General features: G+C 36.5%; 16 protein-coding genes. All 16 read right to left on the reverse strand.

Annotation, left to right across the window (positions count from 1 at the left end):
• Positions 1-420: 420 nt before the first annotated feature.
• The gene (locus AACH31_RS06070) at positions 421-1,371 is read right to left on the reverse strand and encodes an ABC transporter permease (RefSeq protein ID WP_161831855.1); all 951 of its coding nucleotides are present in this window, start codon (positions 1,369-1,371) and stop codon (positions 421-423) included.
• Positions 1,371-2,468, reverse strand: coding sequence for an ABC transporter permease (locus tag AACH31_RS06075; protein ID WP_161831856.1), 1,098 nt, complete (start codon positions 2,466-2,468; stop codon positions 1,371-1,373). The genes AACH31_RS06070 and AACH31_RS06075 overlap by 1 nt, the downstream gene beginning before the upstream one ends.
• Positions 2,468-3,997, reverse strand: coding sequence for an ABC transporter ATP-binding protein (locus AACH31_RS06080; RefSeq protein WP_338617211.1), 1,530 nt, complete (start codon positions 3,995-3,997; stop codon positions 2,468-2,470). Before AACH31_RS06080 ends, AACH31_RS06075 begins: the two co-directional genes overlap by 1 nt.
• Before the next feature lie 797 nt (positions 3,998-4,794).
• Positions 4,795-5,925 (reverse strand): BMP family lipoprotein, encoded by a 1,131-nt coding sequence (locus tag AACH31_RS06085; RefSeq protein WP_262953746.1) that lies wholly within the window; start codon positions 5,923-5,925, stop codon positions 4,795-4,797.
• 183 nt (positions 5,926-6,108) lie between these two features.
• Positions 6,109-7,230, reverse strand: a complete 1,122-nt coding sequence (locus AACH31_RS06090) for a BMP family lipoprotein (protein ID WP_338617215.1) — start codon at positions 7,228-7,230, stop codon at positions 6,109-6,111.
• A gap of 218 nt (positions 7,231-7,448) precedes the next feature.
• Entirely contained in the window at positions 7,449-9,716 is a 2,268-nt protein-coding gene (locus tag AACH31_RS06095) for an FtsK/SpoIIIE family DNA translocase (protein ID WP_338617217.1), read from the reverse strand.
• A gap of 124 nt (positions 9,717-9,840) precedes the next feature.
• Positions 9,841-11,529, reverse strand: a complete 1,689-nt coding sequence (locus AACH31_RS06100) for a ribonuclease J (RefSeq protein ID WP_262953743.1) — start codon at positions 11,527-11,529, stop codon at positions 9,841-9,843.
• Positions 11,530-12,189: 660 nt separating this feature from the next.
• Positions 12,190-13,071 (reverse strand): 4-hydroxy-tetrahydrodipicolinate synthase, encoded by an 882-nt coding sequence (gene dapA, locus AACH31_RS06105; protein WP_338617221.1) that lies wholly within the window; start codon positions 13,069-13,071, stop codon positions 12,190-12,192.
• A gap of 19 nt (positions 13,072-13,090) precedes the next feature.
• Positions 13,091-14,128, reverse strand: a complete 1,038-nt coding sequence (locus AACH31_RS06110) for an aspartate kinase (RefSeq protein WP_338617223.1) — start codon at positions 14,126-14,128, stop codon at positions 13,091-13,093.
• Position 14,129: 1 nt separating this feature from the next.
• A complete protein-coding gene (locus AACH31_RS06115) occupies positions 14,130-15,167 on the reverse strand; it encodes an aspartate-semialdehyde dehydrogenase (protein ID WP_161831864.1) in 1,038 nt (345 codons plus the stop codon).
• Positions 15,167-16,003 carry a dipicolinate synthase gene (locus AACH31_RS06120; protein ID WP_338507352.1) on the reverse strand — a complete coding sequence of 279 codons (837 nt, stop codon included), beginning with the start codon at positions 16,001-16,003 and terminating at the stop codon, positions 15,167-15,169. The genes AACH31_RS06115 and AACH31_RS06120 overlap by 1 nt, the downstream gene beginning before the upstream one ends.
• A 713-nt stretch (positions 16,004-16,716) precedes the next feature.
• Entirely contained in the window at positions 16,717-17,649 is a 933-nt protein-coding gene (locus tag AACH31_RS06125; RefSeq protein ID WP_161831866.1) for a polysaccharide deacetylase family protein, read from the reverse strand.
• Positions 17,650-17,803: 154 nt separating this feature from the next.
• Positions 17,804-19,903 (reverse strand): polyribonucleotide nucleotidyltransferase, encoded by a 2,100-nt coding sequence (gene pnp, locus AACH31_RS06130; RefSeq protein ID WP_338617226.1) that lies wholly within the window; start codon positions 19,901-19,903, stop codon positions 17,804-17,806.
• A gap of 460 nt (positions 19,904-20,363) precedes the next feature.
• A complete protein-coding gene (locus tag AACH31_RS06135; RefSeq protein ID WP_161831868.1) occupies positions 20,364-23,699 on the reverse strand; it encodes a DEAD/DEAH box helicase family protein in 3,336 nt (1,111 codons plus the stop codon).
• A gap of 174 nt (positions 23,700-23,873) precedes the next feature.
• A complete protein-coding gene (locus AACH31_RS06140; RefSeq protein ID WP_161831869.1) occupies positions 23,874-25,055 on the reverse strand; it encodes a restriction endonuclease subunit S in 1,182 nt (393 codons plus the stop codon).
• 3 nt (positions 25,056-25,058) lie between these two features.
• A complete protein-coding gene (locus AACH31_RS06145) occupies positions 25,059-26,513 on the reverse strand; it encodes a type I restriction-modification system subunit M (RefSeq protein ID WP_161831870.1) in 1,455 nt (484 codons plus the stop codon).
• Between the last annotated feature and the right edge of the window lie 52 nt (positions 26,514-26,565).

The raw sequence follows: 26,565 nt of genomic DNA on the forward strand, positions 1-26,565 counted from the left end.
TAATTCATCAAACTATAGGGAATCCCATCTTTATTATAAAGGCTCCTCCACCTAGTACGATACAGCCTCACATAAAAACATTAAAACATTTATAGCGCCACTCATAAAAAAACTCATAATTTTTGATACGAGAAGGGATTAAACCGGATGATACAAAAATATTCATTATTTTACACGCATTATTTGAGATCATCTTTTGACACATAACCTTTAATTTAATAGGGATCGTTTACTCTATTATCGAACATTCGACCCCTATTCTATTCTTTATTATAAGCAAAATCTTAAAGATAAGCAATATTTGATAAGTTTCGCCTTCTTCAGTGCTATAAATAAAAAAGGTAAATAAACTAAACTGGTTAGTTTACTTACCTACCATCCACCCACGATAATAAGCGAGGGGCTATCTTAATTATTAAATTAACGTTTCCCTTTATCGTATGGTTCTCCAGCTGCTTTTGGTCCAACTATATTACGACTAAAGACCATTAGAGCAACTAATGTCATCACGTAAGGTAACGCGTTATAAAATTCCATCGGAATTTCAAATGACTTTAATGTATCATTAATAATCGCTAACTGACCTAATGTTTTCATAAATCCAAAGAAAAAAGACGCAAATAAAACTCCCCATGGATTCCATTTACCAAAGATAAGAGCTGCAAGAGCCAAGAATCCAAGCCCAGCTACTGAACCATTGTATTCATTCGATGTCGTTACAATAATAATCGCACCTCCAAGTCCTGCTAAGAAACCAGAGGCTAACACACCGATATAACGCATTTTATAGACGTTAATCCCCATCGAATCTGCCGCTTGTGGATGCTCCCCACATGCACGTAATCGTAAGCCGAATGAAGTTTTAAATATAATATACCACGCTAGCACCACTAATCCTAAAACAATAAAGGTTGTCGCATACATTTTACTAAAGAATAGAGGACCAATAACCGGAATTTTAGATAAAATAGGAACATCTAAACGTGAAACACCTTTAACAATACTTATATTCTGACTTCCTGTCAGTGTTCGCGCTAGGAAAATAGTTAACGCGGGAGCCAATAAGTTAATAGCTGTTCCGGAAATAACTTGATCGGCTTTTAAATTAATACTTGCATAAGCATGGAGCAATGAAAAGGCACAACCAGCCAATCCACCGAGTAAAATACCAATCCAAATCGTTGCATCGCTTCCTGCATAATATTGATTAATAAATAATGCTGTCGTAAACCCACCAACAATCATTAATCCTTCAAGGCCGATATTGACAACCCCACTACGCTCACTAAATAGACCACCTAAAGCTGTCACTAACATTGGCGCTGTAAAGGCAAAGGCATACGGCATCATTGAAACAATAAAATCCCACATTATTTAGCACCTCCGTCTTTTTTCTTAGAAGCTATTTTTTTAAAGAAGCTTTGGAGTAATAATGAAATGGCTGAGAAGTATATAATCGTTGAAATAATAATATCAATCAATTCACTCGGAATCTCAGTCATGGCTTGCATAAATGCTCCCCCAACTTTCATAAATCCAAATAAAGCTGCTGATAAAAAGACCCCAATTGGTGTATTTAATCCAAGTAAGGCTACCGCAATTCCATCATACCCTTGCGTTGGTAACACCCCAACTTTGATATGATCCGTATACCCGACATAAAACGTCGCTCCAGCAAGTCCAGCTAAAATCCCTGCAATGATCATTGAAAGAATTACGTTTCGTGTAGCCTTCATCCCTGCATATTCTGCTGCATGATGATTATATCCAACGGCCTTTAATTCATAACCAAAAGTTGTTTTTTCAAGGATAAACCAAATGATAAAGCAAGCAATAATCGCAAAGATTAATCCTAAATTTACAGCAGAACCACTAAAGAATTCAGTCATAGCAGCCATTTTTAAAGATGCTGTTTCTGCAATTGTTGCCGATTCTGTAGAATACTTTCCAGGAATTAATGTTTTCACCGCATATTGCACGCTCCATAGCGCAATATAGTTCATCATAATTGAAGTTACTACTTCATGAATCTTAAATTTTGCTTTTAAAATTCCGGGAACAATTGCCCAAATACCACCGGCAATCATAGCCCCTAAAATTACAACAATCAAATGAATCATTCGTGGTAAATCAAGCGTTACCCCTAAGTAAACAGCCATAAATCCACCAACTAACATCTGACCCGGAACTCCGATGTTAAACAGTCCCGTTCTAAATGCAAAGGCCACCGATAATCCTGTCAAAACTAATGGGGTCATCTGTAACAATCCATTTCCGAACTGTTTTAAATTACCTGATAAAATTCCTTTAAACCCACCTTGAAATAAATAAGTAAATCCTTCAAATGGATTATACCCAATCAAGAATAAAACGATAAACCCAACTAAAAATCCAAGAATAACTGAAGCAAACGGTGCTAATTTCTTCTGAACAGCATCATCCGACAAATTAAACTTCATGTTCTTCATTACTGTTCACCTCTTTCACGTCCGGCACCCGCCATTAATAATCCAATTTCTTGTTCATTCGTTTTTGCCGCATCTAAAATTCCTACAATCTCACCTTCATAAATAACGGCAATTCGATCAGAAACATTTAAAATTTCGTCTAACTCCAGGGAAATTAACAGGACGCCACGTCCCTTATCACGCTCTTCAATTAATTCACGATGAACATACTCAATCGCACCGACATCAAGTCCACGTGTTGGTTGTGCCGCAATCAATAATTTTGGTGAACGAACAACTTCACGTCCAATAATTGCCTTTTGTTGATTTCCACCCGACATACTGCGCGTAATTGTCTGGCTTCCCTGTCCACTGCGGACATCAAAACGTTGAATCAGCATTTCCGATTGCTCTCTAATTGCTTGACGATTTAAAATCCCACCTTTACTAAAAGGTTGTTGATAATACGTTTGCAAAATAAAGTTATCTTCTAGTGAATACTCTAAAACAAGCCCATGCTTATGGCGATCCTCAGGAATATGTCCAATACCAGCTTCTGTTCTTTTACGTACAGATAATCGACTGATATCCTCTCCACCTAACTTCACCGTCCCTCGATCAGCTGGGCGTAATCCCGTAATCGCTTCGATGAGTTCTGTTTGACCATTTCCCTCAATTCCCGCAACTCCTAAAATCTCACCTTCGTATACTGTTAAAGATAGCTGTTTTAAAGCATCTACACCACGGGCATTTTTCACACATAAATCATTAACTTCAAGAACTGGTGCACCCATTTTAGCTTCTTTCTTATCTAGTTTAAATGTCACTTTTCGTCCAACCATTAAATCAGCTAAATCTTGTTCTGTGACCTCATCAACGACAACCGTCCCAATTCCCTTTCCTTTACGAATAATCGTACAATGTTTGGCAATCGTCTTAATTTCTTTCAACTTATGTGTAATGACAATAATCGACTTTCCTTCTGCCGTTAATTGTTTCATAATTTTCATTAAATGATCAATTTCTTGTGGAGTTAAGACAGCTGTCGGTTCATCAAAAATTAAAATATCTGCATTACGATAAAGCATTTTTAAAATTTCGACGCGTTGTTGCATCCCAACAGATATATCCTCAATTTTCGCATAAGGATCCACGTGTAAATTATAGCGTTTTGATAACTCAGCCACACGTTTCGCCGCCTTTTTAATATCAACACATCCGCCAAATAACGTTGGTTCACTTCCTAGAATAATATTTTCTGTCACCGTAAAGTTATGAACGAGTTTAAAATGTTGATGAACCATTCCGATTCCAAGCTCTGTTGCAACATTCGGATTTGTAATTTTTACTTCCTTTCCTCGCACCTTAATACATCCGCCATCTGGCTTATACATTCCAAATAAAACACTCATTAAGGTTGATTTACCCGCTCCATTTTCCCCTAAAAGGGCATGGATTTCTCCTGGCTCTACTTGCAACGTAATATTATCATTTGCCTTAATTCCCGGAAACTCTTTTGTAATATTGAGCATTTCAATTACATATTCCATCGCTTTACCCCTTTCTTTGTACTTTGTCCTGTCCTCGGTCGTACCCTTTATGTTCTAATCCAAGTCTTCTGATCCTACCTGGCAATTTTACCATAAAAGAAGATTGTCGCGATCTCCCTCAATAAAGATCCCTATTCAACCATCAAGCAAAACTGAGTCTATGAAACATTTAGGCTATAGGTGCCATCATCTAAAATCACCTATTCCTATTTATTATAGAATAATTTAAATAGACTAATCAATAAAAAAATAGCGAATCTTGTAAGTTTTTATCACCTTATTCCTCCTATTTACAATTAACTCTAATCTTAGTTACTTTTCCTTCTATTTTTTACCTTAGTGCATCGATCTCCTTCTTAAATGACCGATTTACTCCGTGGGAAATATTTCCTAATCACTAATCACATTCTCCAGATCGTCGTTTCTAACATAGTTGAACCAACTCAAATATCCCCTTGAGGAAGTTTCATTGCCCTTTACACCTAATACCTCCAAATCCCCCCTTAATTCTTTATCTATTTTCATTTCAATACTCATTTAATTCAGAAATAGTCACCTTACATTTTCCCTTCTAGGTATCCCGAATTATAAATAAAACAATCCTAAGCTGCGAAAAAGAGCGTTTTTTCATAAATTTATAAACGTTCCCTCCGCCTCGAACATTGTAAGTAGGGGACCTGGGTAGTTTACACCTTTCACTTGTTCAACAAACTTAAACCTCTAATAAAAAAGGAGCCCTAGTAATTTTTTCAAATTACTAGGGCTCTCCCAAAATTTTAACGTATTAATTTTAATTTTTATTTCCCTGATAAATTAAGTGATTCAAAGTTATATCCGTATTCAGCTAACTTATTCTCTACCTCGCTTAATTCATTTGGAAGAACTAAATCTCCAGACTTTAATGAAGCTAAAACTTCATTTAATTTTTCTTTTGAAGATTCTGATAAATTTGGATTTTCTTCTGGTAATCCAATTCCATCATTTTGAGCATTCATTGTAATGACTTTTCCACCTTCAAATGTCCCTTTAACTACTTCATCAATTTTTGTGTATGCAGCATTATCAATGCGTTTAATAGCTGACGTTAAAATAACTGAACTTCCATCTGATAAAAGACCATCTTCATATTGATCAACATCTACACCAATAACATGAACATCTTTCCCAGCTTCTGCACGCTCTTTACCTTCAGCAATAACTCCGTTTCCGACTCCACCAGCCGCTACGAAAATAATATCGATTCCTTTATCGTACATTCCACCTGCTTGAGCTTTTCCACCCGCTACGTCATCGAATGTCCCGTTATATAAATAATCTGCAATTTCAACATTTGTTCCTAAGTTTGCATTTGCGTAGGCAACCCCCATCGCAAATCCATATCCAAAGTTTTGCACACTTGGAATAACCATTCCACCGATAAATCCAACTTTATTTGTTTTTGTTTCTAATGCAGCTGCAACACCTGCTAAAAATCCGCCTTCTTGTTCTGCGAAGTAAATAGCTGCCGTATTTTCAGCAACTCCACCTGTTGGTTGTCCGTCAATGATTAAAAACTTTTTATCTGGGTTTTCAGCTTGTAATTGAGCAATTGCTTCCTCAAATTTAAATCCTGGTGCAATAATCATTTCATGACCAGATGCCAATAAATTATTTGCTGCCTCTAAGTAATCTTGAGTTGCTTCCCCAGAAGGTTTAATATATTTTGATACAATCGTTTTATTTTCCTCTTGGTAACGCTCAATTCCTTCCCACGTTCCTTGGTTAAACGATTTATCATCAATTGTTCCAGAATCTGTCATCATTCCCACTTTAAGTTTTGCGTCTGCTGACTCTCCTTGTGATGATTGATCAGCTGCCCCTTTACCGCAAGCAACTAAACCTAATGTTGCTGCAAGAGCAACTGTTAGCATAGAAAATTTCTTTTTCATTTTTGTATGGCCTCCTCATAAAAAATACACTATTAGTGTAACAAATTCTACTTTCATTGTAAATATATAACTGTATTTTTTTATAGAAAAAGACAATTTTCTCTATTTCTATTTACTTTCCCCAATATATAGCCAAAAAAAGCGATACCCAACATTTTAGGTATCACTTTTTAAAGGTTTTAATTATTTATAATTAATTGTACTTGCATCATATCCAACTTCAGATAAATAAGATTCTAAAGCATCTGCAGTCGCTGGAACAATAATTTCTTCCGTTTTAATTTGCGCTAAAACTTGGTCTACTTTTTCTTGTGTTTCTGTACTTAAATTAGGATTTTTTTCTGGTAATCCAATTCCATCTGTTTTAGCATCCATTGTGATGATTTGTCCACCAGGGAATTTTCCTTCACCATATGCTTTTAAAGCATCATATACGGCAGTTCCGACCTGTTTAATTGCTGAAGTTAATACAACAGAGTGTCCGTCACTCATTAATCCTTCGTCATATTGATCAACGTCTACACCAATAACATAAACATTTTCACCATTTTCTGTACGAGCCTTCGCCTCATTAATAACACCATTTCCAACTGCCGCTGCTGCTGAGAAGATGATATCAATTCCTTTATCATACATTCCACCGGCCATCATTTGTCCACCTTGAACGTCGTGGAAAGTTCCTTGATATTGATAGTCAGCTACTTCAACATTTGTTCCAAATGTTGCATTTGCATAAGCAACACCCGCTACATATCCCCAACCAAAACGTTCAACAGCTGGAATTTGCATCCCACCGATAAACCCTACTTTACCTGTTTGTGATTGTAACGCTGCCGCTACTCCTGATAAAAATCCTGCTTCTTGCTCTGCGAAGAAAATAGATAATGTGTTTTCTCCAAGAGGTTTAGGTTCCCCTTCTAAAATAACAAAAGAAACATCTGGATTAGCGGTTTGAAGCTCTGTAATTGCCTCCTCGAATTTAAATCCAGGTGCAACGATGACATTATTTCCAGCCATCATTAAATTATCTGCTGCACTTAAATAATCCGCTGTCGTTTCACCACTAGGTTGAACATGTTGTCCCTTAACCCCTTTATGGTCCTTCATATATGCCTTAATTCCTTCCCAAGTTCCTTGGTTAAATGACTTATCGTCAATCGTTCCTGAGTCAATCATCATCCCAACTTTAAACTTCTCTTGAGTTGTTTCCGTCGTTGAACCTGATTCCCCCTTATCTTTTTGGCAAGCTGTTAACATCGCTACAGCAACCATTATTATCACGAACATTGATGTAAATTTTCTCATAATGATCCTCCTAGTTCTAAAATTCCTTGAATAAGTCTATCAAAAAGAGGAGATTTTGTAAATATTTATCGAATATTTACTTTTTTATTTTTCATTACTCTTATTGATTATTTATATTATTAGAAATTTTATTATTTTTTATAAGAAAATCAAATCAATTTTAAAAGAATTATTTCCTCGTTTGGACTTTAACAAATCCCTCTTCTTTGAATAATACACTATAGATTTGTAATCATCTCGTGATATTGAGTTTCGGTCATTAAAACCTCCCGTGGCTTGCTTCCCTCACTCGGACCAATTAAACCACTCATCTCTAGATCTTCCACAATTCGTGCTGCCCGGTTATAACCAATCCTAAATCGCCGTTGAAGAAGTGAAGCAGATACCTTCTTCGTTTCAATAATATACGCTAAAACCTCTCGCATCAACGGATCCTCTAAATTTTGAGCCTCATTTTGAATCTGTTCAATATTCTCTAAGAAATCTTGTTTTACCTCGTCTACAGCAACCTGTGACTTAATAAAATCAACAATGCGAATAACCTCTTCATCCGAAATAAATGCTCCTTGAACACGAGTCGGATTAGAGGCTCCCATCGGTAGAAATAACATATCCCCTTTCCCAAGTAATTTTTCAGCACCTGGCATATCGATAATGGTACGTGAATCAACTGCCGAGGACACTCCAAAAGCAATTCGAGAAGGAATATTAGCCTTGATAACCCCAGTAATAACATCAACCGATGGACGTTGTGTTGCAATGATTAAATGAATCCCAGCTGCACGCGCCATCTGTGTTAAACGCATGATGCATTCTTCAACCTCTTTTGACGCCACCATCATCAAATCAGCTAACTCATCAATAATAACAACAATAAATGGTAAAGGCACTTTAGTCCCACCTTCTCCCTCATTGTAACTTCTTACATATTCATTATAACTTTCGATATTACGTGTTCCGCTCTCGCTAAATAGCTCGTAACGATACTCCATCTCTGAAACAACCTTCTTAAGTGCAAGTGAGGCTAAGCGTGGGTCCGTAACAACAGGGGCTAATAAATGGGGAATCCCATTATAGCCATTTAACTCAACTTTCTTAGGATCAATCATTAACATCTTTGCCTCGTTAGGTGTAGAGCGCATCAGGATACTACAAATAATAGTATTGATGCAGACTGATTTTCCAGATCCCGTTGCTCCCGCAACCAGTAAGTGAGGCATTTTATTTAATGGAGAATAAACAGTCTTTCCAGAAATATCTCTCCCAAGGACCATCAATAATTTTTCCTTTTGCTGTTTATGCGGAACCTCTTTAACAATTTCTTTGAATGTTACCAACGTTTGTTTAGGATTAGGAACTTCAATTCCAATCGCTGATTTTCCCGGTATCGGCGCTTCAATTCGAATACCTTTTGCGGCTAATGCAAGTGCAATATCATCCGTCAAATTTAAAATTTTACTAACTTTAACGCCAACATTAGGTAGAATTTCAAATCGTGTAACCGAAGGACCAATATGAACTTCCTGCACCTTAGCCTTTACGTCAAAATTTTTAAAAGTATCCTCTAGTTTTCTCGCCTGTGATTTAGCACTCACCAACAATCTTTGTGAATGATTAGTCTGTTGGTAATCAACAAGTAGATCCAAAGGAGGAAGAACATAATTCTCATCTTTTAACACTTGTATTTCCGTCTCAAGAATAGGTTCTTGTTCAACTAAAGGTTGGTGTTTATCAAACTCTTTAATTTTAAACTCTTCTTCCTCAATATGTTCCTCTTCGTCTGTTTCCTCAACTTCTAACAGTTCCTCCTCATCCACACTTTCATTAAGTAGTGTCACTACAGGTTCGTGAGTCGTTGCATCTGTTTTCCTCACACGCTCTCTACTTGTTGTTGGCACACGCTTTTTATGTCGAACACTTTGACGTTGCTTCATCTGATAATCGCGGGCCTTTTCATAAAAATCTTTCACTGTTAAATCAAAAATCAGTAATGTTCCATAGCAAAGAACAAATAACGATACAATATACAGACCATTTGTTGTGACTAAAGGAACAAGTAATCCGTAAATAATCGCACCCGCCAATCCTCCTCCTGCCGTAAAAGAATTATTTAAAATATCATTTGAAAAATAGTATTTTAACATCCCTTCAAGAATGGGAATATTATGCGCCTTAAATTCACGGTATACCGGCAGATGACTAAAAACGATTAACGAAACGAAAACTAATCCCCATCCTATTTGCTTCGAGTTAAACGGACCAGGGCTTTGTCGTTTTACAATAAAACGCCACCCATAAATTATCATCGCAATTGTAAGTACCCAAAAAAACTCTCCAACTAAAAATAATCCTAATTTTTTCAAAAAAGTCCCAATAATACCTAGTTGGCCAATCATTAAAATGGATAGTAAGACGAGTAATATACCAACTAATTCATACCCTATTCCTGTTAATTTAACTTTCTTTTTACGTTCTTTCCTTGCCATACTCTTACCTCAATCATTTCATCTTTAAAAACTGCTTCTATTATCTCATAAAATTTAACTTTTTTCATGCTCATTCCATAACTATAACAAAAAAACTACCTTTCTTATCGAAAGGTAGTTTTCTCTATAGATTAAACTCTTCCACAATTGGAATAATAATCGGTTTACGTTTCGTTTTATTGAAAAGTAACTTTCCTACTTTATCTCGTAGCTCCTGTCTTAACCCCTGCCAATTTACATACTGTTCTGTCACAAACTGCCCAATAATCTGACGAACTAATTCGTCGAGTAATTTATAAAGTTCCTCGTTCCCTTTTTCATAAACAAATCCTTTGCTCACAATCTGAGGTCCCGCTACAATAGCCTTCGTATTTTTATTTAAATTCGCAATAACAACGATAATTCCATCATTCGCCATCAATTGACGATCGCGTAAGACAACACTTCCAATGTCACCAACACCCAAGCCGTCTACCAACACCTGATCGATTTGAATATGCTCGGTATGATTGACCAATTCACGTTGTTGAAATTCAACAACATCACCATTATCTAATAAAATAATATTTTCAGGACGATACCCCATTTGTTCTGCTACCTTAGCATGAGCAACTAAATTGCGATACTCACCAATAACAGGCATCACATATTGCGGTTTTAATAAATTCATCATTAACTTCAAATCTTCACTACTTGCATGAGACGAAGGTAACAAATTCTTATTAACAACAAACACCTGTGCCCCTGTGCGATAAAGCATATCAATTGTTCGGGCAGCCTTTACTTCATTCCCCGGAATTGGAGGTGTAGCCACAATCACCATATCCGTTTTTTCAATATGAATTAATCGATCTTGGTGTTTGGCCATTCTCGTTAATGAATTGAATGGCTCATGACGATTTCCTGTTGTTAACACCACTAAGTTTGAAAGATTATTATCGTTTTTTTCATCAATATATAACAGGTTCATTAACATTGATTTTGGAATACGTAAATATCCTAATTTCACTGCAATATCGACGATACGCTGCATTTTACGCCCAATAATAGCAATTTTACGTTTATATTGAACAGCTAAATCAATGACTAACTGAATGCGATAAAGGTCAGACGAATATAACGAACAAATAATACGTCCATTAGCACGTGAAAATGCCTCATCCAACTCATATTGAAGCGCCGATCCCGCTCCAGTATAACCTGATTTATCCGCATTAATACTCTCCGAAAGTAAACATAAAACGCCTTCTTTTGAAATTTCAGAAATTTTAGCATAATTTGTTTGATAACGTCCTTTTGCATTTTGATCAAAAGTAAAATCAGAGGTATAAACAATGACCCCATCCGTTGTATGAATACAAATAGCGACCGAATCAGGAATGCTATGAGTCGTTTTAAAGAAAGTAACTTTAATTTCCCCAAAGAACAGCTCATTATTCTCACGAATTTTATAAAGCTTATATTGTTTATAGTCTAATCCATTTTCCGTTAATGCATCTTCTACTAATGACATCGTTAATCGAGTTCCGTAAACAGGAACGTTAATCACGCTTAAAAGTTGTGGAATAGCTCCTATGTGATCCTCATGACCATGTGATAAAAACACTCCTTGCACGCGAGATGCATTCTCTTTTAAATAGGTAAAATCAGGAATAACTGCATCTACTCCTAATAAGTCCTCTGTTGGGTATTTTAAGCCTGCATCTAAAATGAAAATTTTATCATTTACTTCTACAACGTATAAGTTTTTTCCGTTTTCATCAAGCCCACCTAATGCAAAAATTTTAATTTTTTGTTCTACTATTGATGCCACATTCTCATCGCTGTCAATGATATGAAACAACTTACTATTTCATAGGTTACCTCAGTTGACAACGACCCACCTCCTTTAATTTAAAATTCAACTAAAAACATCTACTGTAACCTCTTTTATTTAATCATTGTAAACAATTCTATCATTTTCATATCCATGTAATAAAAGGGAAGTTTTCTCTCACTACGTCGCATAAACCTCATCTTTAATTAAACATTTTCATATCTATTAGTTTTGAATTTTTCAGACCTTAAAACCAACAACTCTACTCTTAAAGTTATTGGCAAGAACGACTAGTTTTATTCTGTCTATCTTTATTTAGTAATTAAGATCATACCGTCTCTTTTAACTTGCTCCATTTTTTAAAAAATAATGACGATTATTTCATCAACCATTACGAATTTGTAAAATTAAAAGTTTAAATTAAGAATTCATTTAATTTATTAACGACATAAAAAAAAGATACACTATAACAATTTTTAATCTTAAAATAAAGACCCTGTCCCTCATTTATATCAAACCGAAAATGTTTATCTTCTACCTTTATTATAGTACATCCATTGAAAGACGACAAGTGTTAGAATATTTTTTTACCGAAAAACGGCAGCTAAATTAAAAGCAAAAAAACATCTGCTTTACTCAGATGTTTTTTCTTAATGTCTATTCGTCGAACAGTGGACTTAGTTGCTCAAACAGTGCCTGGCTTTCAAACTGATTCATCTCAACTAGTGGAAGTCGAAGCCCACCTACTTCCATACCAAGTTGATTTAACATGGCTTTAACCGGAATTGGATTGGTGGTCGTAAATAACCCCCGATAAAGGGGATCAAGTTTTTCATTCAACGCTTCCGCCTCCTCTTTTTGACCATTGTTATATAACTGATAAATTTTATTCATTTGTAATCCTGCAACATGAGAGGCAACTGAAATAACACCATCGCACCCCAACTTCAAGGCATTTAAATAGTTCGAATCATCCCCGCTATATAATAGAAAATCTTCTGGTGCCTTTTCCTTTAATGCTTTTAGTAGTTCCAAATCACCACTCGAATCTTTAATTCCTACAATATTTTTTATTTCCGCTAACTCCAAAATTGTTTCTAGCGATAGACTAACTCCTGTTCGAGAGGGAATATTGTATAAGAAAATAGGTAAATCTGTTGATTCGGCAATTGCCTTAAAATGCGTTAAAAGACCTAGCTGATTTGGCTTATTATAATAGGGAGTCACAACTAATACAGCATCAGCCCCCACTTCCTCGGCTAACTTAACATTATGAATGGTTGTTTTTGTATTATTCGTTCCCACACCCACGATAATAGGGATGGTTCCTCCCGCAAAATCAACGGCTGTTTCCCAAACCCGTAACCGTTCAATCGCTGTTAGTGTTGGGGCCTCTCCTGTTGTTCCTGTAACGACTAAGCTTGTTGATCCGTGTTTTAGAAGATGTAAAATTAACCGTCTTAAGCTACTAATATTTAGTTGATTATTTTCATTAAATGGGGTTACCATCGCAGTCATAACTGGCCCAAAACTATTCATAACTCTCACATCCTTCTTTTTAAATTAAATTATAATGTAAAAAATTCAATGTCTCTTCAAGTTTTAATGCGTCAACATAAAATGTTAGTTCCATAGGTGTTCTTTGCTGATTCATCCAACTTACCTGAACATAATTTCCATGCTTTTCGTACGAAAGCCCTTCGTCTTTTAAATACTTTTCAACGGCTTCCTCATCATAGGTTTGTGCATACCAATACTCTCCGTGTTTAACTAGTTCATGACACTCAATAGGACGAACAACACCAAAAATTTCATATCTTGTATATCCAGCCTTATAAGTTAAACTTAGTGTTGTTACTTCCTCATCAACAACATATGTCCCAATATGATCTGCACTTGTCGAACGTAGCCGTAAGTTTACATGGTTCTTTTTCGCTAATTCAATTGCTTTTAAATGAATAACCTTTGCCCCCCGGGCAGCTAAAGCAATTAAGCTATCGTAACTTATTTTTTCCAAAACTCTCGCATTTTTTACTAACTTAGGATCCGCTGTCATGACTCCCTCAACGTCAGAATAAATATCAACGTAAGTTGCCTTTAAAGCCCCACCTAAAGCAACAGCCGATGTATCACTTCCTCCACGTCCTAGTGTTGTAATACTTCCATCCTCTGTTGTACCTAAAAAACCGGGAGCCACTAACACATCATAATCATTAAACAAATCCATCATTTTATCTATCTCAACCGTAATGATGTTTGCATTAGTATAGTTAGTATCTGTTTTAATTCCAACCTCACTTGGGGCCAGCGAAGTCACCTTTAATCCTTGCTGTTGCAAAAAGTCCGACATGACAATGCTTGAAAGAATTTCTCCGCATGAAAGAAGTCGATCATACTCCCGTTTAGACACATGATAAGTCACTAATTCTTTCAATGAATCCGTCGCATAGGGTTCGCCATGTCTTCCCATTGCTGATACAACAACAACGACTTTATACCCTGCACTCACTTCACGTCGAATATGTCTAAATGCTTGGTATCTCATTGCCTGATCTCTTACCGAAGTTCCACCGAATTTCATCACTACAATATCCATTTTAATCACCTAACAATCCGTTCTGATGCATATAATACGCAATCTGTACACTATTTAGGGCGGCTCCTTTAAGAATGTTATCCGCAACGATCCAAAAATGAATCACCTGCTCCTCGAACAAATCCTTTCGGATACGCCCTACAAATACCTCATCACGATGCTGTAAATATAAAGGCATTGGGTAGGTTTGATGTGAAATATCATCCCGTAAAACTACATCTTCACACTGTTCAAATAAATCAATAATTTCCATTCGCGTACTCACAGGTGACTTCAACTTAACCGTAGTTGAAATACTATGACCATAGCGAACTGGAACGCGAACACAGGTGGCATTTACCTTTATCCCATCATCGTTTAATATTTTTTGTGTTTCGTTAATCATCTTGATTTCCTCTTTCGTATAACCTGATTCCATAAACACATCTATTTGCGGAATCACATTATGCGCAATTTTATAATAAATCTCATCTGAGCGAGTCGGTAAAATTTGTGGTAGATGATTCTCGTCTGTTAACTCTGCATCATACTCATACAATGCCTTCGCTCCCGCTCCCGAAATAGCCTGATAGGTAGAAACATTCACTGACTCAATTCCGTATCTATCTCTTAACGGTTTTAATGCGACCACAAGTTGAATCGTCGAACAATTGGGATTAGCAATTAATCTTGTTTCCTTTGATAAAATATGAGCGTTCACTTCGGGTACAACTAAAGGAATCTCTGGGTCCATTCGAAAGGCACTCGTATTATCAATCACAACAGCACCTTTTGAGACAGCAATCGGAGCGTATTTTAACGATACACTTCCTCCGGCACTAAAAAAGGCAAGGTCAATATCATCAAACGAATTTTCCGTTAATTCCTCAATCACAACATTACTATTTCTGAAGGAATACACTTTTCCTGCTGAACGTTTAGACGCTAATAATCGCAAAGAAGAAACTGGGATAGGATAACGATCTAATGTCTCTATCATGTTGCGTCCTACCTCGCCGCTTGCCCCGACAATTGCAACACGATATCCTCGTTGGTCCATCACAATCCCCCTTTCTTTTCACTTGAGGCAATGTAATCTCTAACAAAGCGGAATAAATAATAAGCTGCCGTCTTAGGCGCAATAATACTTGGTAAAGACAATGCTAATTCCGATTGGATTCCCAATTCTTCAGCTTTCTTAAAGTTAACACCTCCCGGCTTACTACTCACGTCTAGAACGTAGCAGTCGCGTCTCACTTGAGTTAAATCCTGCTCATCTAGCATCATAAAAGGAACTGTATTTACAATGACATCATAATGATGTAAATCACTTCTCATCAAATCAATATGAATTGGATTTAATCCCATTTCAAATAATCGTGCCTCGTCTTTTTTCTTTCTAAAAGTCACGCTAACATATGCACCCAATGCCTTTAAGTCCCGTGCAATAGTCATCGCTATTCGCCCTGAACCAATAACTAAAATCTCTGCCTGATGAATCGTAATATCTGTGTTTTTTATAATATGATATATCACACCTTCCGCTGTTGGAATCGAATTATAAATTGCGACTTCATCATGGTCGAAAATCACTTCATATTTTCTTGGCACAACTTCTAGCAATTTCAATAATTTTGGATAGCGAATGGGGGTTAAGATAACACAATCTTCAGGCAAATGCCGTAAAACATCCTCTGTTAAATATAAATGGGTATTCGCAATTCTACCATCCTCTGCAATGCCACCGAACGGTAAAATAAGATAATGTGTTTCTTTTAAAATATGAAAATCAAAGCTTGAAGAATCCAGATGATATTGAATCAAATCCATCCCGCTATCACGAATATATTCAGATAAATAATTCATCCGTTTATCATTATTTATGATTAAAATCATAATGATCACCTACCTTCTCTGTAGTTACATAGTATTTTATGACGGGAGAAATCAAGTCGTGACAATATTATCAACAATGTCTTAATAACTCGTTGACATTTGAGAACTCTTATATTACGTAGCGTTAGGTGGATTTTTCTCCCTCATCCACTCTCCTTTAGTCTGTAAACAGGAGCCGATGATCGAGCTAATTTTTTCCTACGAAAACCTTTAATGAACTTATCTCTATCCCGCATTCCTACACTTAATTAACGAGAGTTCATATTTTTCAGCAAGATAAAACTCGTAGAAAAAGCGTCGAGATTGACTTTTTCTACGAGTTTTAATGTCTGATCAAAAGAACAACTCAATACTAGCAAACAATAGCAGTTCTGATATACCTCCCTATCTATCCGGCATTTAGCACACCATGAAAAACTACCACATAACTTCCTAAACTAACAGTTGCAACTTGGCTCCCCCTCACTATAAAGAACTCATTCATCACAAAAATAGATAATCTTAATTTCGTATCAGAGCGGCACGGAAAACTTATCTAAACAAAATAAGTATTTATCACTTCACCCTATAAATTTGCCCTAGGACTTCGGCTTATTTAGTTAACTTTGTCATGACTAAAAAGGCTAATGCTTACTTGCATTAGCCTTTTTAGTCACCATATTCAAAAAATATTTACTATCATATATCAGGTTTTAAACCATGAATCTTACTTTCTATCGACATTCCGGACGGGTCCCCTCTACTATTTCATCAATGGTTTTAAATTCATACCCTTTTTCTTTTAATTGATTAATCATCGGTTCTAAAGCAATAACCGTTTCAGGTTTAGGATGCATGAGAATAAGAGCACCTGGTTGTAGTTTTTTCATAACCCGATTAATTAAAACATCGGCTGTTCCACCTTTCCAATCTATGGTATCTGCCGTCCACATAATCGAATACATTCCCTGATCATAAGCCGCCTTTAATGTTCGATCATTAAATTCTCCTGCTGGAGGGGCAAAATAAGTAATGGGTTCATTAATAATTGACTTCAATACATCATTTGTTTTTTTTATTTCATCTACATATTGCTCATAAGTAAAACTACCCCAACGTGATGGATGTGAGTAGGAATGGTTACCGATAACATGCCCATCTTCGTGTATTTTTTGAACCTGATTTTTATGATTTTCAGCGTATCGTCCCTCAAAGAAAAAGGTTGCCCGAACACCTAAACGATCTAAGATGTTTAACATTTTATCTAACTCTTCCTCCCCCCAAGCCACATTTATCAAAAGAGAGACATAGTCTCCATTCTCATTCCCCTTATAAATTGGGGTCTCTCGAAACTCTTCAGGGCTTTTTTCATAATTGATGGCACGACAAACTAATAACGACGGATCGAAACTTCCATTTAATAGCATATTATTATAAGATAACTCATAATCAATTTCTGATCCTTGTAGACCGGGTACAAATCCCCACACACTATCAATACGTGGTTCACTCGGTTCGACGCGATGAGTTTCCATATAATGAACTAACTGTTGGTGAATGTCATCATTCATATTTGAAACTGGGTATGACTTGGGATAGAAGTTCATCCCAATTAAAAGCGTGATATAAGCAATAATCCCAAACACAGCTCCTACTTTTTGCTTCACAGCGGTCACCTCTACTCATACGATTTAATCCTTATCAGTTTGCCACACTCATGTATGATTTATACATTTTTTTAATAATTTCTACCATATATTCGTATTTTACAAAGTTGCTTTCCAGAAAATAAAAAAACTCGCAAATATGCGAGTCCTTTTATTATTTTGCTTGTTGTTCTTTCATTGCTTCCTTACGTGATAAATTTACACGACCACGATCATCTACCTCAGTCACTTTTACGTAAATTTGGTCCCCAATATTAACAACATCTTCTGTTTTCGCTACACGTTCTTCTGCTAATTGAGAAATATGAACCAGTCCATCTTGACCAGGGAATATTTCAACAAATGCTCCGAACTTTTCAATACGAACAACTTTACCTAAATAGATTTTTCCAATTTCAACTTCGCGGACAATATCTTCAATCATTGCCATCGCCTGATTAATGTTTTCCGTTTTATCGTGCAAGATATAAACTGTTCCATCTTGCTCAATATCAATCTTAACTCCTGTTTTATCGATAATCTCGTTAATTTGTTTTCCACCAGGTCCAATGACATCGCGAATTTTCTCAACCTTAATTGTCATTACCTTAATTTTTGGCGCATAAGCTGATAAGTCCTCACGTGTGCTTGAAATCGTACTTAACATATGATTTAAAATTTGCATGCGTCCTACTTTGGCCTGTTGTAGAGCCTCTTCTAAAATCTCACGACTTAACCCTTCAATCTTAATATCCATTTGTAAAGCCGTAACCCCCTGAGCTGTTCCGGCTACTTTGAAGTCCATATCTCCTAAATGATCTTCCATCCCTTGAATATCTGTTAAAACCGTATAGTTATCGCCTTTTTTAACAAGTCCCATTGCAATTCCAGCAACAGGCGCCTTAATTGGAACTCCAGCTGCCATTAATGCCATGGTCGATGCACAAATCGATGCTTGTGATGTTGATCCGTTTGATTCTAAAACCTCAGAAACTAAACGAACAGTATATGGGAAATCTTTTGCAGATGGCATCACTTGTTTAAGCGCACGCTCTCCAAGGGCCCCATGTCCAACTTCGCGACGTCCCGGTGCCCCATAACGCCCTGTCTCTCCAACAGAGAATGGTGGGAAATTATAATGGTGCATAAAGCGTTTAGTTTCTTCGACTTCTAGCCCATCTAACATTTGATGTTCATTTAATGCCCCAAGCGTACAGATTGATAAGGCCTGTGTTTGCCCACGTGTGAATAAAGCCGACCCATGTGTTCTTGGTAATAAATCAACGCGTGATGAAAGTGGACGAATTTCGTCAATTTGGCGTCCATCAGGTCGTACTTTTTCATCTGTAATTAAACGACGCACTTCTTCCTTCACAATTTTATTTAAAACCTCTTTAACTTGTTTAAGTTCCTTTTCGGTTACCTCTTCTTGTTCAAATACATCGATGACACGCGCGTTTACGGCATCAATTGCTTCTTGACGAGCATGTTTTTCAACCACTTGAATCGCCTTTAACATATCAGCTTCAGCCATTTCATGAACACGTGTATTAATCGTTGGATCAATTTCGTATAAATTTAATTCCATCTTTTCTTTTCCAATTTCCGCAACAATTTGCTCTTGGAAACGAATGATTTCTTTGATCGCGTCATGCCCAAACATGATTGCTTCTAACATCACTTCTTCAGGAACCTCTTTTGCTCCTGCTTCCACCATGTTCACCGCATCTTTTGTTCCCGCTACCGTTAAATCAATATCCGATTGTTCTAATTGTTCAACCGTTGGATTTAATACGAACTCTCCATTAATACGTCCAACAACCACTCCAGCGATAGGACCTTCAAATGGAATATCTGAAATAGATAAGGCCAATGATGATCCGATCATCGCTGCAATCTCTGGTGAGTTATCGTGATCAACACTCATTACATAGTTAATGACTTGTACATCATTTCTAAATCCGTCTGGGAATAATGGACGAATTGGACGGTCAATTAAACGTCCCGCTAAAATTGCATGTTCACTTGGACGTCCTTCACGCTTAATAAATCCGCCAGGAACTTTCCCAACTGCATAAAGACGTTCCTCATATCCAATTGTTAATGGAAAAAAATCAATATCTTTTGGTTCTTTTGATGCTACTGCTGCCGTTAATACAACTGTATCTCCATAACGAACTAAAACCGAAGCATTCGCCTGTTTTGCTAACTCACCCATTTCAAATGTCAATGGACGTCCCGCTAATTCAAACGAATAAACGTGCTTTTCTGACATATATATTACTCCTTCATTTTCTACATTTGTATTTATTCTTTTCTATCATACCATAAGCAAATAATTTAAAGCACTAATTTTTTTCATATTCCTCCCTCATTTGGCAAAGAGAGAAGAAAATCTTCTATTATTTATAAAAATTTCATTTATCCGCTGACTTCCCTTCAAATTCTTCACCACCTAAAAAAGAAAATAGACTTTTTATCTATCACGTACTTCATTGAGTATTCAAATCTAACTTCTCTTCCCCTATAGTTTAACCTTTTATTTTTAAATTCATTCCTGAATTTTTCACCATCAAAACAGTTTATTAGAGAAGTATCTAATTTTTAAATTTTTAAGTTAATTGTTTATAGAATTAATACTCTAAAAAAGTCGCATCAAATTTATCATAAAAGAAGAGGCTAATTTCAAAAAAATGGACAGATGACCGAAAAAAAAGCGCCTTTTAAGGCGCTTTTTAAGCCACATCAATGGTCGCTTTGATTTCATTTAAATGTGCAATAATTTTTTGAGCTTGACTAAAATCGAATAAATCAAGGATACTTCCCACACTCCTAAATGGATCTTCGGTTAATACTTGGTTATTTTCAACAAAACCATTGGCGGCGATATAATCGATCAGTAATTGAATAAACTTGAGTTGATTGACATTGAGGGATTGATCACTTAAAAATTCAGAAAAAATTTCCTGGGCTGCTTCTTTATCCATCCCCACCAGTTGTCTAACTAACTTTGTCACAGGCGTTTGACCAAATTCTTTTTGGTACTCTTCCTTTGTTCCAAGTTGCGTCCACATAAGTGTCTCTAACGTTTGAATATCTTGAACCGTTAAAGATTTATTATGGCGTAACTTATAAATCGCAAGTTCATCTCGGTGTTCATGTAAATAATGTTCCACCTTTTTACGATAATTTTTCAAATCATTTCCCCCGTAAATCGGGCCTGTTTCCTCCATCTCAATAATTTCATCAGAAAAAGACGTCGTATAAATCACTTGTGTTTGCCGCTCAATTAACTTCACTAAATCTCTTAGCGCTTGTCGAACATGCTCCAACTCAAAGATCGAGGCCTCATCCCAAAATTGTTCGGTTTGTAATCGTTCAATCATATCCTTATGCGCCACCACTTGTGCAATCGTTCCAAGTTTAGCTAACGATTCCGCCGTCTTGACAACGACCTGCACGGCTCGCGTTGGTTTTTGATGTTGTAAGTACGCCAATTCAATTAAATACATCGTATAATCAAACTGTTTAGCAAGTTCATCTTCTTTTTTCGGCATAATTAACGGAGAAATATGCGATTTTATTTCATTGACAGCCACCGCCCCAAGATGTTGCCACGACGCTTCTTGTTTATATTTATCGACAAACGTTAACTTCATTTTTACCCGAAAACTGTCTTCATTTAATGATGAAATATCTTCTAAAACATCTGCAAGTAACGCTTGACGATAGTTCATATAGGGAGCTTCTTGATATGCTAAATCTTGAAGTTCTTTCATGATCTCCATTTTTAAATTAAATGTTTTTTCCGTTAAAGACGCCGTAATCTTTGTCTCCATTCCTTGAGGATTCAAACGGAAAAATTCAAAATTACGACAAAAATCAAAAATTAAAAACTCCTCCTTATCTTGATTTACGCCTAGTAAATCTTTGCACAGGCGCGTTCCTCGTCCAATCATTTGATGAAACTTCGATTTAGAACGCACCTTTTTAAAGAAGACAAGGTTTAAGACTTCTGGAATATCAATTCCCGTGTCTAACATATCAACGGAAACAGCAATTTGCGGATACTTTTTCGCCTCGCTAAAATCATCAATCAGCGTCTCAACATACTTCGTACTGTAATCAATGACTCGGGCAAAATCACCACCATATTCAGGATAGAGCTGATTAAAGCGATTCACGATTTCCTTCGCATGCCGGGAACTTTTGGCAAAAATAATACTTTTTCCAAGTTTGTCTCCCCCCTCGACACGCAATCCTTTTTCCATCAATTCCGTTAACACTAGATCAATGGTATCGGTATTAAAAATCCACTGATTGACAGCCGAACTATCAATGGTGTCTTCAATCGTTTCATCCGCTTCAAATAGTTCATCAAACTGTTCCTTTTCTTCTTCCGATAGTTGATCATACGTGATCCCTTCTTCCATGACGGCTGATTTCATTTCATAGACGCGATAACTTACTAAATAACCACTTTCAACCGCCTCTTCAAGCTCGTAGGCAAACGTTGGTACCCCATTTTCAAGATCAAAAATCGAATACGTATTTTTATCAATTTCATCTTTTGGCGTTGCCGTTAATCCAATTAAAAGCGCATCGAAATAATCAAAAATCGCTTGATACTTTTTATAAATACTTCGATGGGATTCATCTACGATAATCAAATCAAAATGTCCGGGTGTAAATAACTTTTTCCCGTCCTTTCGTTTGGCCTCATCAATCGCATTCATCATCGTCGGATACGTTGAAAAAATCATTCGAGCTTGCTCTGGATTTTCTTTTCGATCGAGGAGATTACATAAGGTTAAATGAGGGAGAAGTTGACTAAAATTCGTTTTCGCTTGTTTAACGAGTGCCGTACGATCGGCTAAAAATAAAATGTTCTTCACATAATGATGTTTCGTTAGCACATCCACCATTGAAATCGCCGTTCGCGTTTTCCCTGTTCCTGTGGCCATCACGAGTAACATTTTTCGTTGTTTTTTATCAATCGCCTCACAGACACGTAAAACCGCCTCTTTTTGATACGGACGGTTCGTGATGTGATCTTGAATATCTGAACTTAAGACAGGCGTTATCGTTTGACGACGCTCAATCATTAATTGTAATTTTTCTTTTGTAAAAATCCCTGCCACTTTTCGTTCGGGATAGTTCACATCATCCCATAAATAAATCTCGTATCCGTTCGTAAAGAAAATAATCGGACGTTGCCCATATTGACGTTCTAAACAATCCGCATAAAGTTTAGCTTGTTGTTGTCCCACTTTTGGATCAACCGTTGATTTCTTCGCTTCAACAACGGCCACAGGTTTTCCATTATTTCCATAAAGGACATAGTCAACAAATCCCAACTGACTCGTTGTTGGCATCCCACTCACTTGAACTTCTTCTAAGGCATCGACACCTAGTTCAAAGCCTGCCAATTTAATCTCTAAATCAATATAACGTTTTCGTGTTTGTTCTTCTGATAAAGGATCCACCTCAAACGAATACGATTTAACGTGTTCTACTCGACGCTCCGTTAATTGTTGACGTAACGCCTCGTTCTCTTTAATCATTTCTTGTAACCGTTTATCTTTAGAACTTAGCGTCTCATAAAGGGTTTGTAATTCTTCCGGACGTGTTCGCTTCTCTTTTCCCTCATACAAAATCGACTCATCAAACGGCGTGGCTGTATACTCTTTTGCATAGCAATAATCAATCCAAGAAATAAATTGATGTAAGTTATGAAGTGAAAGAACGGCCTCTTCTCGTTTGATGCCGCTATTGGTATGCACCGCCACGTTTCCAAGTTTAATAATATATTTAATTAACGGGAACAACTCTTCATCCATAATGTCCCGAAACGAATGTTCATGAATTAAACTCGATAGATTATCTTGATAGGGAACGCGTAAAGCTTCATCGAAGCTATACACCCACTTGACAGCAAGTTCCAATGCCCGACGGCTTAAAATCGCACAGTTAGCGGGACTCACGATAATCCCCTTTTCCGCCTCCAAACAGGCAGCAGCAAAACTTTCAAACTCTGTCTTTCCCTCTAAAAACTTAAAATTACCACACATCAAACCCTCACTCCCTTCATCTTCACTTTTTACAGTCAAGTCCACCTTCAGGTATTTTTTAATCTTTACTCTATTATACCGTATTTTCGCAAAACATTTCCACCCGAAGAAATTGGAAGAGCGATGCCTTCTTTCACTAAAAAAAGACGCCCCCAAAAACGGGAACGCCCTCCATTACTCAGCGACTAATTCTCCACGAAACGCGCGTTGCATCAACGAATTAAAGTTTGTTTCTAATTCAGCCAAACTCTTGTTTAATAATTCTTTTTGCTTTTCAATATTCTCAACCATTTCAGCAAAATGATTTTGAAGTTCGATAGGAGGGATATAAACCTTAATACTTTTAAATTCCTCCGCATTTATATTGGCCATTCCAACAATATTCTTAGCCATATTAAATAGAAGAGATTTTATATATTTGGTATTCATATACGATGCAATAAATTGGCCATTGGCTCTATTGTTAGGAATAGCTTTAACTAAATATCCTGCGTATGCCATTGGCTCCTCCCTTTTATAGACAGCCGTTTTTCCAACTAATTCTTTGCTATTAGTTCGATTAAATAAAACTTCCCCTTTATAAACTAAATATTTTTTTCTATCCTTTTCATCTAAGTCAATATACTTTAGGGCTCTCAAATCCCAATTACCACGATAAGTAATATTATTCATTCTCAATACTGCGTATTCACCTTCATTTTCATTAGCTTTAGTACTCGTTCCATATTGAGTTTTAACTATAATATCTGAAATTCTTCCACATTCCCATTCCTTACTATTTAACCCTGGGTCTCCAAACATGTCATAAAACACACTTTGAATTAAGTCATCAAGTAAAGCGATTTGTTCTTTTCGTTTATCGATTAACCTCCGCGCTTGATCTAGTATTTGAGCAATTTTAATTTGTGTTTCTAAAAGTGGTAAAAATATAATCATATCCTCAATCTCTTTAGGACTAATATTGGGTTGTGCCACCCCCATAGCTCTCTGTAGAATAATGCTCCTTAATGTATTTAAATAGTAATATAAATATAAATTATTAATCAAATTAGACGGGATAAGTTTTGCTACCCGTTGATTTAATAATGCCTCTGTATCCTCTTCATAGATACCAAATTTTCCAGTAGTTGCCCCCGATAAAGCAACCAATATATCTCCCTTATGTATACTATATTTTTGAAGCATATCTTGACTAACACTATCGACAAAGACTGTTTTATCATCTAAAAGAACTGAATTGTCACTTATGTTACTAATTCTTATCACCGGAATACCCTGCTTTTGGAAATCTATACTTTTAAAAGCGTAGCCCCCTCTTACTTCGCAAATATCACCTAATTTTACTTTTTTTATCATCCTTTATTCTCCAATCATTTTTTCTAATTCTTTTAGCCCCTGTTGAATTTCTTCTTCGAGTGTTTGAATTTTCTTTAAAATGATGGATGGGGCTTCGTACTGGACTTCTTCGTATTCGATTTCTTTATATTTATTGATGGATAAATCGTATCCTGTTTCGCGAATTTCATCCACTGATACGAAGAAGGATTGTTCTGTTTTCTGGCGTTCTACTTCATTTTCTAAATGACTAAAACGCTCAATGATGTCAGGGATATCATTATCCTGAATCGGTTGACGTTTATCATCAAGTGAATACCCATCTGCTTTCATATCATAAAACCAAACGTGATCGGTTCCACCGACAGTTGTTTTCGTAAAGATTAAAATCGCTGTTGAAACTCCCGCATACGGTTTGAAGACTCCACTTGGAAGAGAGATGACCGCCTCTAACTTATGATTTTCAACGATTTCCTTTCGAATATCTTTATGAGCCTTTGAGCTACCGAATAAGACTCCATCTGGAACAATTGAGGCACAACGTCCACCTGTTTTTAAAATCCGTAAAAATAACAATAAGAATAAAAGCTCCGTTTTCTTCGTTTTAGTCACTTTTAATAAGTCAGCAGATACCGCTTCATAATCAAGTGACCCTTTAAACGGAGGATTCGCTAAAATTAAGGTATATGTATCCTCGTCTTTATTTTGTTCAGATAAAGAATCTTTATATTCAATATTCGGATTATCAACGCCGTGTAACATCATGTTCATCGCCCCAATCCGTAACATCGTACGGTCCATATCGAACCCATAAAACATGTCATTATTGAAATGCTCTTTTAATCCTTGATTATGGAATAAATCGGCATGATTGTCTCTTAAATATTGCTGGGCTGACACTAAAAAACCTGCGGATCCCGCTGCCGGGTCAACGATCACATCTGAAGGTGTCGGTTTCATTAATTTCACCATCATATCAATGATATGACGTGGCGTTCTAAATTGACCATTCGTTCCCGCTGTTGCCACTTTAGAGAGTAAATACTCATATAAATCCCCTTTAGTATCCGGTGTTAAAGGCAAGACATCAATCATATCGACTAACTTCGTTAACATTTGAGGGGTTGGAATTTTAAAAATCGCATCCCCCATATATTTGGTATATGCTGAGTCTTGGTTGGCATGCAACGATTTAATAAATGGAAAAACTTCAGTCGCTACTGTCTGATACATTTGCGTGGCTTCTTCATTTTTAAAACGGCTCCATCGTAATGCTTGACGATCGGCCGGAAACATTCCGGTATATGGGAACCCGAGCAACAACGCTTCACTTTCTTTACGTGTCTCAATTTCATCTAAATTTTTAATAAATAACAAATAAGTAAACTGCTCAATGACCTCTAACGGGTTCGTAATTCCCCCCGTCCAAAAGGTCTCCCATATTTTATCGACTTTACTTTTCAATTCACCAGTTATCATGATACGTTCCTCCCTTTTCTATGTCAAAGACGCTTTATTATCTAAACTCATT

This window comes from Turicibacter faecis, from assembly GCF_037076425.1.
Taxonomy (GTDB): Bacteria; Bacillota_I; Bacilli_A; order MOL361; family Turicibacteraceae; genus Turicibacter; species Turicibacter faecis.

Coding starts and splice junctions, on each gene's coding strand:
- AACH31_RS06070 (WP_161831855.1), bottom strand. CDS start 1,371: ATGTGGGATTTTATTGTTTCAATGATGCCGTATGCCTTTGCCTTTACA.
- AACH31_RS06075 (WP_161831856.1), bottom strand. CDS start 2,468: ATGAAGAACATGAAGTTTAATTTGTCGGATGATGCTGTTCAGAAGAAA.
- AACH31_RS06080 (WP_338617211.1), bottom strand. CDS start 3,997: ATGGAATATGTAATTGAAATGCTCAATATTACAAAAGAGTTTCCGGGA.
- AACH31_RS06085 (WP_262953746.1), bottom strand. CDS start 5,925: ATGAAAAAGAAATTTTCTATGCTAACAGTTGCTCTTGCAGCAACATTA.
- AACH31_RS06090 (WP_338617215.1), bottom strand. CDS start 7,230: ATGAGAAAATTTACATCAATGTTCGTGATAATAATGGTTGCTGTAGCG.
- AACH31_RS06095 (WP_338617217.1), bottom strand. CDS start 9,716: ATGGCAAGGAAAGAACGTAAAAAGAAAGTTAAATTAACAGGAATAGGG.
- dapA (WP_338617221.1), bottom strand. CDS start 13,071: ATGAATAGTTTTGGGCCAGTTATGACTGCGATGGTAACCCCATTTAAT.
- AACH31_RS06110 (WP_338617223.1), bottom strand. CDS start 14,128: ATGGATATTGTAGTGATGAAATTCGGTGGAACTTCGGTAAGAGATCAG.
- AACH31_RS06115 (WP_161831864.1), bottom strand. CDS start 15,167: ATGGACCAACGAGGATATCGTGTTGCAATTGTCGGGGCAAGCGGCGAG.
- AACH31_RS06120 (WP_338507352.1), bottom strand. CDS start 16,003: ATGATTTTAATCATAAATAATGATAAACGGATGAATTATTTATCTGAA.
- pnp (WP_338617226.1), bottom strand. CDS start 19,903: ATGTCAGAAAAGCACGTTTATTCGTTTGAATTAGCGGGACGTCCATTG.
- AACH31_RS06135 (WP_161831868.1), bottom strand. CDS start 23,699: ATGTGTGGTAATTTTAAGTTTTTAGAGGGAAAGACAGAGTTTGAAAGT.
- AACH31_RS06140 (WP_161831869.1), bottom strand. CDS start 25,055: ATGATAAAAAAAGTAAAATTAGGTGATATTTGCGAAGTAAGAGGGGGC.
- AACH31_RS06145 (WP_161831870.1), bottom strand. CDS start 26,513: ATGATAACTGGTGAATTGAAAAGTAAAGTCGATAAAATATGGGAGACC.